At 62.6% G+C, this 8,417-nt stretch carries 7 protein-coding genes, 1 tRNA gene and 1 riboswitch; of the genes, 5 read left to right on the top strand and 3 right to left on the bottom strand.

The window, feature by feature from the left end:
* A partial coding sequence (locus R6U20_RS13015; protein WP_410338273.1) for a pyridoxal-phosphate dependent enzyme occupies positions 1 to 672 on the bottom strand: 672 nt, incomplete at its 3' end.
* Between the two features lie 137 nt (positions 673 to 809).
* On the opposite strand from R6U20_RS13015, the gene R6U20_RS13010 reads away from it, so the two are divergent.
* The gene (locus R6U20_RS13010; RefSeq protein ID WP_410338272.1) at positions 810 to 1,610 is read left to right on the top strand and encodes a sugar phosphate isomerase/epimerase family protein; all 801 of its coding nucleotides are present in this window, start codon (positions 810 to 812) and stop codon (positions 1,608 to 1,610) included.
* Between the two features lie 416 nt (positions 1,611 to 2,026).
* Here R6U20_RS13010 and R6U20_RS13005 read toward each other — a convergent pair whose 3' ends face one another.
* Entirely contained in the window at positions 2,027 to 2,770 is a 744-nt protein-coding gene (locus R6U20_RS13005; protein ID WP_410338274.1) for a ZIP family metal transporter, read from the bottom strand.
* 172 nt (positions 2,771 to 2,942) lie between these two features.
* Positions 2,943 to 3,016 (bottom strand) — tRNA-Met (locus tag R6U20_RS13000).
* Between the two features lie 170 nt (positions 3,017 to 3,186).
* Here R6U20_RS13000 and holB point away from each other — a divergent pair.
* The 4 genes from holB to R6U20_RS12980 all read left to right on the top strand — a co-directional run bounded on the left by holB (position 3,187) and on the right by R6U20_RS12980 (position 8,290).
* Entirely contained in the window at positions 3,187 to 4,374 is a 1,188-nt protein-coding gene (gene holB, locus R6U20_RS12995) for a DNA polymerase III subunit delta' (RefSeq protein WP_410338271.1), read from the top strand.
* Between the two features lie 101 nt (positions 4,375 to 4,475).
* Positions 4,476 to 4,725: riboswitch (cobalamin riboswitch) on the top strand.
* A gap of 250 nt (positions 4,726 to 4,975) precedes the next feature.
* The gene (locus tag R6U20_RS12990; protein ID WP_410338270.1) at positions 4,976 to 6,892 is read left to right on the top strand and encodes a TonB-dependent receptor plug domain-containing protein; all 1,917 of its coding nucleotides are present in this window, start codon (positions 4,976 to 4,978) and stop codon (positions 6,890 to 6,892) included.
* 15 nt (positions 6,893 to 6,907) lie between these two features.
* Positions 6,908 to 8,014: a YncE family protein gene (locus R6U20_RS12985; RefSeq protein WP_410338269.1), complete on the top strand. Its 1,107-nt coding sequence runs from the start codon at positions 6,908 to 6,910 to the stop codon at positions 8,012 to 8,014.
* Positions 8,015 to 8,059: 45 nt separating this feature from the next.
* Positions 8,060 to 8,290, top strand: a complete 231-nt coding sequence (locus tag R6U20_RS12980) for a (2Fe-2S)-binding protein (protein ID WP_410338268.1) — start codon at positions 8,060 to 8,062, stop codon at positions 8,288 to 8,290.
* Positions 8,291 to 8,417: the final 127 nt, after the last annotated feature.

Raw genomic sequence — 8,417 nt, 5'->3', positions numbered from 1 at the left:
GCCTGTATGAAATGAGCGCGTGGCATCGTCGCCCGCCTCCGGCTCCACGCCGATGACGGTGCAATCCGGCTGCAGGACCGACGCCGCAATGCCGCATCCCGACAGCATGCCGCCGCCTCCGCAGCACACAAGCAGCACATCCAGATCATCCACCTGCTGAAGCAGCTCCCAGCCCACCGTGCCCTGCCCGGCAATGACGTGCGGATGGTCGTACGGCGGTACGAGCGTAAGGCCGCGTGCCTCGGCCAGCTCCGCCCCGTACTCCTCGCGGACGGTTTCCTCGGGGTCGTAGGTCACCACCTCGGCGCCGTAGCCGCGCGTGGCCTCCAGCTTGACGGTGGGCGCGTTCTCCGGCATCAAGATCGTTGTGTCGATGCCCAGCAGCTGCCCCGACAGCGCCACCGCCTGCGCGTGGTTGCCCGACGAGTACGCAATCACGCCGCCTGCTTTCTGCTTGGGCGACAGGCGGCTGAGCGCGTTGTATCCGCCGCGAATCTTGAACGCGCCGATGCGCTGCAGATTCTCGCACTTCAAAAAGACCTCGGCATCCACCCGCTCGTTGAGCGAACGCGACGTGTGCACCGGCGTTTTGTGTACGACCCCACGCAGACGGGTCGCCGCCTTGGCAACGTCGGTGAAGGTCACAGCATCAAGGGCAGCGTCAGGCGACATAGAAACAAGATGTTGGGGGAGGCAACACATAGCGCATCCTACCGAATGCCGATGCGCACCCAGAGTTCGCCCGAACACGCCCGAACGGCTCTCGTTGAGCAGGCGGCTTGTCTTGTTATCCACCCACCGCCTGGCTTATGATTCCCGTTTGGCTCACCGACACCGTTACGCCCGACCTGGGCCGCGCCTTGCACTATACGCAGCTGTGGGGCTTGCAGGGCGTGGAGCTGCGCACCGTGGGCGGCCCGGACGACCGCGTGCCCGACGTGAACGAGCCGCAGATTCGTCAGCAGCTGGAGGCGAGCGAGTTTCTCTTGAGCAGCGTAGCCCCGGCGCTGTTCGGCGGCCCCGTGCACGACCGCATGATGTGGCTGAACGACCTGGCGCGCCTGCCTGAAATCCTGAGTTTCTGCCAGCGCATGCGCTGCCCACGCTTCGTGATCGACCCGTTCGCCGCCACCCCAGATGATGCCGATACCGCCCTGGACACCGCCGCCGATGCGCTGCGCCAGGCCGGCGAAAAGGCCGCTGCGAAGAATGTGATTGTTGGTGTAAAGAACGACCCGTCGTCGCTGTGCCCCACCGGCCAGGATCTGGCCCTCTTGCTCGCGCTCGTTGATCACGCCAACGTGCAAGCCGTGTGGGACCCCGCGGCGGCGCTCCGGGCGGGCGAGGATCCGCGTGCCGGACTCGACGCGCTTGCCGGACGCATCACCATGGTGCGGTGCAGCGACGGGCGCATCGAACAGGGCCAATGGAACGATACAATCTTCGGCGAGGGCGATATCGACTGGACCGCACAGATCGAGCAGCTTCACGCGCATGGCTTTCGGGGCCCCATTAGCCTGGAGGTATACGCCGAGCCACGTCCAAAGGCCGGGCTGCGCAGCGCCACCGCACTCATCCGCCTGCTGGGCCGCGTGCAACGGGCGGGGTAGCGAACCCGCTGGTCTGGGCGCACCGACGTGTGGCGTTGACGATGCAGCCACCACAGCCCACAGAGCATGTAGGGACACGTCGCGCCGTGGTACGTGTTTAGCGACTTGTAGCCGGGGACTGGGAGCGGAGCGGACGTCTCGGGCGGTGTCTGGGCTAAGTTAGCGGGGCGGAGCCCCTGAACAGCCTGCGTCACACGGCAGAGGGGCCGAAGGTCATGCTTTTTGTGCCATGTGACGAGGAGGGGCGGGGGGCGGATGAGAGGCTGGCAAGGGCGTCCTCCGCATTGTGCCTTTCTTTAGCCCAGGATCAGTATTCCGACCGCTATCGGAAGGATATCCCAGGCGGTTATTGAACCACGCTAAACAGATTCAGGTTCGGGAGGCGGTGCGAGCGCGGTTGTTCAGTAGCACCACAATCAGTGCAGCACAAGCTGAAACGCCATCATCGCCAGGAACGCCAGCACGATGGTGGTGCCGACCTGGGCCGGAGTCAGATGCTCGCGCGTGTCGGGGAGGAGTTCGGCAAAGACCATCCAGATCATGGCACCGGCAGCCAGGCCCAATCCCACCGGCAGGAACGGCTCGAAGGTGGCCACGAGCAGATAAGACGGAACCGCCATCAGCGGCTGCGGCAGGCTCGTGAATACCGCCCACGCACTGGCCTTCCACACCGACATGCCACGCGGCACCAGAACCAGCACAATCGCAAGGCCCTCGGGGATATTGTGCACCGCAATGGCGGCAGTGATGTACACGCCCAGATCGTTCCCCCCGCCGTACGACACGCCCACACCAACGCCCTCGGCAAACGAGTGCGCCGTCATCACGCCCAGAATGAGGAGGGCCTTCCGGGCATCGGCCCCGCGCAGTTCGCCCACATCGGGCGTATTACGGCGCTCCAGCCATGCGTTCGCAAGCGAAATGAGCACCAGCCCGCTGGCGGCACCTGCCAGTCCGCGCCACGCGCCAATCGCATTCGCTTCCTCAATCAGGCTGTGACTGGCCGCCAGCATGAGCCCCGATGCCACCGCAGCCCCAATACCCAGCCACCGCTTTTCCACGCGTTCCATCAGGGCAAGCGGCAGCGCCCCGAGTCCGGTCGTTACGGCCGTAATGAACGCCGCAATGAACACGGTAAGCAGGCGCGGTTCCACATCCATGCAAATAGAGAGACTATGGTACGGGTTAGAAAAGAGCGCTTCGGGGGCGGCCATCCATGCGCACATCCGTTTCCGGCTCTATGAAAAGCCCGAAGCCAGTCCCAAAATACAAAAAGCGCCACTAAACCATCGCTTAGCAGCGCTCAAGGGCGTTTTTCTACGTGCACGTTTGTAGCGCGGGACGGATTTGAACCGTCGACCTCCGGGTTATGAATCCGACGCTCTAACCATCTGAGCTACCGCGCCATTGCAATTTGCAGTCCTATTCTATGATAAAATGCGCAGTCATGGTTCCAGGGCTTGCCATGAAGAAGAGGTGAGTGGTTCGGGGGGATGCGTACAGGGGTTCCATTCGTGCAGCCTGTCTCGTATCATACAAGGGCATTGACTCCTCCAACAATCCCCGGCCCGCACGGATGGCTTGGTCAGCACTCATCGGACAGGAGCGCGTGGTGGACATGCTTCGCCGCACCCTTTTGCGCAAGCGGGTGCCTCACGCATATCTTTTTCACGGCCCCAAAGGCACCGGCCCCGTCCCGGCGGCGCTGGAACTGGCGCGTGCCTTGCAGTGCACCGAGCAGACCGAAGAGGCGTGCGACGCGTGCGCGGCTTGCCAGAAAACGCGCCGCATGGTGCATCCAGATGTGCACGTCTTCTTCCCCTACCCGAAAGGCACCTCCGACGACGATGTGGCCCAGCGCATCAAACGGCTGGGTGAGTCGCCATACGCCCCGGTCGATTACGTGCGCCGCCCCTCGCTCGACGATCCCGAAAAGACCTCGAACAAGCAGGTCATGTACCACATCGACCGCATGAAAGAGGAGGTGGTGCGGCCCATGACGTTTCATCCGGGCGAGGGCGCGTACAAGATCGCACTGCTTACCGATGCCGAGTACATGAACGCTTCCGCGGCCAACGCCTTTTTGAAGGTGTTGGAAGAACCGCCCGCCCAAACGGTGTTCATTCTCACCAGCAGCCGCGTCGACCAGATGCTGCCCACCATTGTGTCGCGCTGCCAGAAGGTACGCTTCGACCCGCTATCGCCCGATGCGATCGCCCAGGCGCTGCACGATCGCGAAAACATGGAGCCCGAAGAGGCCTCCATGCTCGCCCGCATGGCCGACGGCTCCTACAGCCGCGCGTTGCAACTCACCGAAAGCACCTACTTGCGCGAAAGCCGCACCCTTGTGCTCAACTACCTGCGTGCGGCGTACACCCAGAAGGTGGGGCCGCTCAACGAACGCATTGATGCTATTGCCAGCTTAGGGCGCGAGCGCACGAAGAGCGTGTTGCGTCTTATGATTCGGTGGATTCGCGATCTCATGCTGTACCGCACTCTCGGCGACGATGCGCCTCTCGTTAACGTAGACCAGACCGAAGCAGTCGCCAACTTCTGCAACCGCCTTCCCAAGGCCGACCTACAGGCCATGGTTGCTCGTGTTGAGGAGGCCCTGCATCTCATTGGACGTAACGTGCGCACGCGCCTCGTGCTTATGACGCTGGCCCTCCAGCTCCGTACGGCCATGCACGGCCACGAAAGCACGCCGGTGTACCAGCCGCTGCCCGAACAAGCCCTGACCGCCACGCTGCATACTCCGTCCTAACCACTCCCACGTTGCGCATCCGTCCGTATTCCGTGAAGGAATGGACACTCTCCCGTGCTACCTCGTACGTTACAATGTGTGCACATGAAGAGCGCCTTCGTGTGCACGGCCTCGTTGCCGGTTTGCCGCTTGTTTGCGGCAATGAAAAGGGAATCTCGTATAGCCACCGCGATTGCATACGCCGTTGGCTAAAGCGAGAGCTGTACCCGCAACTGTGAAACCAAGCCCGCACGCCGAAGCCGTGCTCACTGCCCGTCTGGGTGGGAAGAGCCCGGCGCTCCGCCGCTATAGGCCGCGTGTGCCTGCGCTGCTTGGTAAGCCAGGAGACCTGCCTGCAACGTGTGTTCGTCACCTTCCTCCGGGAATAGAGGGAGCGGCGGTGGCCTACCGGTTATGTTGCACGTACCTGGCTCTGTACTAAACGTACGCGTACAGGTAGCGCGCATCTGCCTGTGGCGACGGCCCTCCCGCATCCATACGCGGCATGGTCGATCGGTCTCCACATCATACAGGGCGCGCCCCGCTTCCGCTCCTGCACGCGGGGGTCTTCAGCCTTTGCATGATCCTGCTCCCGTTGTTGGGGGATGCGCAGGCGGGGTCCTTGCCTTCGCTGGATCCATCTCCTTCGTACGCCCTTCTCGTCGCAGCGCCCGACACGTCCGACACAGCGGGACGTGCTGCATCCCCCGACACGCTGAATCGCATCGTAGACCTGCCTACACTTACCGTTACGGCAACGCGTCTGCCCACCACCGCGCACAACGCGCCGGCCCACATCGCGACCATCGACTCGGCTGCCATTGCCGCAACCGGAGGATCCACCGTGGCCGACGTGCTGGAGCAGCGCTCGGGCCTGCACCTGCGGCGGTCGAGTGCATACGGGTTAGCCAGTCCATCGGCGCGGGGCAGTGGCGCAGCCCAGACACTCGTGTTGCTCGATGGCCATCGCATTGCCAATCCGCAACTTGGGCAGACCGACCTGTCGCTGCTCCCTGCATCGCTGCTGCAATCTGCCGAGGTGATGCACGGCCCGGCGGCACCCCTGTACGGCAGCGACGGCATGGGCGGCGCTGTTCATCTGCGGACGCGCTCACCCACTGAACCGATGGCGGCCCTTTCCACAACCGCTGGTGCATTTGGCGAACGCGGGGGAAATGCCCTCGTCGGAGATCGCGTGGGAGCGTGGGCATGGGTGGCCACGGGAGGCTACATGCAGCGCACGGGCGATTTTCCGTACGAAGATGACGCTCGCTTCCCTCCCGAAACAGTGCGCCGCGATAATGCCGACCGCACCCAGTACAGCGCCTACGCTGCGGTTCAGCCCGCAGCATCTGACCGGACGCGCCTGGCCGTTTTCGCTACGGCGACCAACCGGGGCCTGCCGGGGCCCAGCAGCCTCTCGGCAAATAACGAGCGGCAGCGTGACCGCACCATGCGCGTGTGGGGGCATCATCGCTGGCCGGTGGAAGGGGGCACCCTCACCGCCCGTGCCTTTGGCCAGTACGATGCCATCCGGTACCAGAACCCCGACCAACGCACCGACGACACCGGACGTACCTACGTGGCCCAGGCCGAAGCCGAGTGGGAAGGCCGCCTTGCCCCCTCGTGGTTGCTCAACAGCAGCCTTTCGGCCCAGAGCAGCTGGGCGGCCCACCCGAGTCTGCGCCAGCATGCGCGTCAGCAGCAGATGGGAGGCGTAGCCAGCGTCTCGTGGACAGGCGACCGCCTGCGGCTGTATCCGGCTCTTCGTGTAGATGCGTATCGTGTGCCTGGGAGCACCAACCGCGTGGCTGCCGCGCCGCGCCTGGGGGCCAACTGGCAGCCGTGGGCCCAGTACGACGCCCTGCGCATCAAAGCCCATGTGGGGCGCTCCTTTCGGATGCCCACCCTGAACGACCGCTACTGGCAGCCCGGCGGCGTCCCCTCGCTGCGCCCCGAGCAAGGCTGGAGCCTTGATGCCGGGGCGCGGTGGGCCCAGAACGGTCATCGCGTTGAACTCACTGCTTTTCAACAATGGCACACCGACCGCATTCAGTGGCGTCCCGTGCAAGGCGTGTGGTCGCCTCGCAACGTACAGCGCGTGCACACGCAGGGCCTTGAAGCCGATGCCGCGCTGCACTGGCCCGTGACCCGTTCTGTTGGCGTAACCACGGGGATGCATGCCAGCTACACCGAAGCCCGCGACCGTTCCGATCCGGAAACGTCGTCGTACAACCAGCAGTTGCCCTACGTACCGCGCGTTACCGCCAAGCCCTACGCCACCCTGCACATGGGTCCGCTCAACGTAGACGCCCATGCCCGCTACATTGGCCCCCAACTCACATCTGGCGATGGGAGCCAACGGAAGTCTGGGTACATGGCTAGCGAGGCCCAGGTGCGTCTTGAACAGCAGTGGGACCCTGTATCTGTGTACCTTAGCCTACGCATCCACAACGCCTTGAACACCACCTATACGCTCCAGAATAACCAGCCTGTGCCACCTCGGCATAGCACCCTTACCCTCCGTATTACCCTGTAACCCTCTGTATCTGCTATGGACACCCTGTTACGACTTTCCCGCTCAACGGCCCCCTATACGCTGCTGCTGGCCGGTCTTCTGCTGCTGGCCGGATGCGATTTTGGCGTCTCAAATGACGACGTGAATGAGAACGTTCGCACCACCGACATCGCCGTTGCGAACGCGGGCGCGTTTGGCGGCCAGAACAGCAGCTTCACGTTCATCGACCCGAATGAAGAGTCCGCCACGACCGGATCCACCTTTGCCTCATACATCCAGAGCCACACGCTGCTCGACGACCGTTTTCTGGCTGTGTTCGGAGAAACTGGTACCATTGGTATTTTTGATCTCGAAACGAAAGAGCAGACGGGGCAGGTAACCGACATCCCCAACCCGCGCTACGTTATTTCGGATAACCAGCTGGCGTATGTGACCAGCCAGGACTTCACCGGCGAAGAGACGCCAGCGGTCTACGTAGTTGATCTGAACGAGCGCACAATCATAGATACAATTGAACTGGAGGCAAACCCTGAAGGCCTTACCGGTACCTCAAGTAGTCTGTATGTAGCCACCGGAGAGGTCGATGGGCAGATCGTTGAGATTAACCGCAGCGACAATAGCATTGCTGACACTATCGACCCGGAATGCGACACGCCCCGCCGTACGTTCATGACCGACCAGCAGCTTCTGGTGGTTGCGTGCAGTGGGGCAACCATTTTCGATGACAACTTCGAAGTCGAGGAGCGTACCGACGGGGCGCTTCGTATTATCGACCCCGTTAATGACACCATCGTAGACCGCAAGGATCTGTCGGGGCAGCTCACCTCGGCCAGCGAGCAGCAGCGGGCGTTTTATACCCGCGCGGGCAATACGCTCTTTGCCGTGCTCGAAGAAAACACCATCGTGCAGTATAACACGCGCAACGGCGATCTGTCTGACTTTACGGTCGACGGTCCTCCGGTCGGAGCCATTGCCTTCGATGTGGTCAACGAGCGCCTGTACCTGGGCCGTCCTGACCCTGACAATCCATTCGGAGCCGCAGGCACAGTGACCGTTCATGAGCCGGGGGGAGACCAGGTGCTGTCTTACGAGGCAGGCATTGCGCCAGGCCACATTGCCCTGCGTATCACCCAGAACCAGTAAGCGTACGTAACACGCTGGTGCTTCCTCCATGCCGTGACCACAGCTATGACAATTGACCGCTGCTATTGCTACGATGTCTTATTTGCTACGCTTCGCGATGTGTCGTGCACAACCGAAGCCCAGACGGTAGCAGAGTTGCAAGAAGAAGTCTGCTTTGGCCAGAACTGCGGCCTGTGTCATCCCTATGTGCGCCGCATGCTGCGCACCGGGCAGGTTACGTTTCATGAAGTCATTGAGGAAGCGGATGAACCGGCTCCAACAGCGCACACGTCATGAATCTTTCTGCAGGCCTGTACCGTGCATCCGGTGTGCTTGCTTCTTGCTGATGCTGCCCATTTATGGCCACTCTGCTATACGTATTTCCGCATCCTGATGACGAATGCTTTGGCCCTGCTCCGGCGCT

Origin of the sequence: Longimonas sp., from assembly GCF_046498435.1 — a bacterium.
Taxonomy (GTDB): domain Bacteria; phylum Bacteroidota; class Rhodothermia; order Rhodothermales; family Salinibacteraceae; genus Longimonas.
Note: the sequence above shows the minus strand (reverse complement) of the source record. Positions and strands in the feature narration are given on the sequence as shown.